Source organism: Flavobacterium sp. LC2016-23, from assembly GCF_009674775.1.
In the GTDB taxonomy this organism is placed as follows: Bacteria; Bacteroidota; Bacteroidia; order Flavobacteriales; family Flavobacteriaceae; genus Flavobacterium.
Genome location: NZ_WKKE01000081.1, coordinates 1 through 588, shown reverse-complemented (window position 1 = coordinate 588; position 588 = coordinate 1). Strand labels below are relative to the sequence as shown.

Genomic DNA, 588 nt, shown 5'->3' with positions numbered 1-588 from the left:
TTGATGTTTTCTTTGGCAGAAGTGACTTTGATGGCTTTGTTTTTGACACTAACCAGAATGTTGTTTTCGGTATTTTCGAAATCACCGGTTCCTAATGTTTTATCGGTATAACGCAAGACCAGACGGTCGGCAAAAGTTCCGGCTTTGGTGGTAAAGGTATATTTACCGTTCTTTAAATTATGAATTTTTCCGGCTGTTTTGTCTTCGATGTAAACGGGCTGATTCACTAAATCCCCTTCTGTATGCTGGATGGAAATGGTAAAATCCCCTTCAATAGTACTGCGGTATCCTAAAGGAACGCTATCGGTATCTGTAAAAGGCAGGGCACGTCCCTGAATCACATAATTCAGATCGTTGTTTACACTGTAAAAATCCAGATAAGGATTCGCATCGAAAGTTTCTCCGTCATATCTGTTATCAACACCATTGGTGGCTCCCTCTACATATCCTACCAGCATTTGTTTAAAAGCACCAGTCTCATTTGTCATGTTAAGCCAGATACGGCTTTTCGCTGCTTCTTTAGCTGTTTTTCCGGGTTTGAAGAACTGACCGTTATTGGCGCCGCCCTCTCTCATTTTATTGGTAAAG

1 pseudogene is annotated in these 588 nt (G+C 41.3%); it reads right to left on the bottom strand.

The window, feature by feature from the left end:
• Positions 1-588: pseudogene (locus GJU43_RS23260) on the bottom strand (hypothetical protein); the annotation flags it as partial.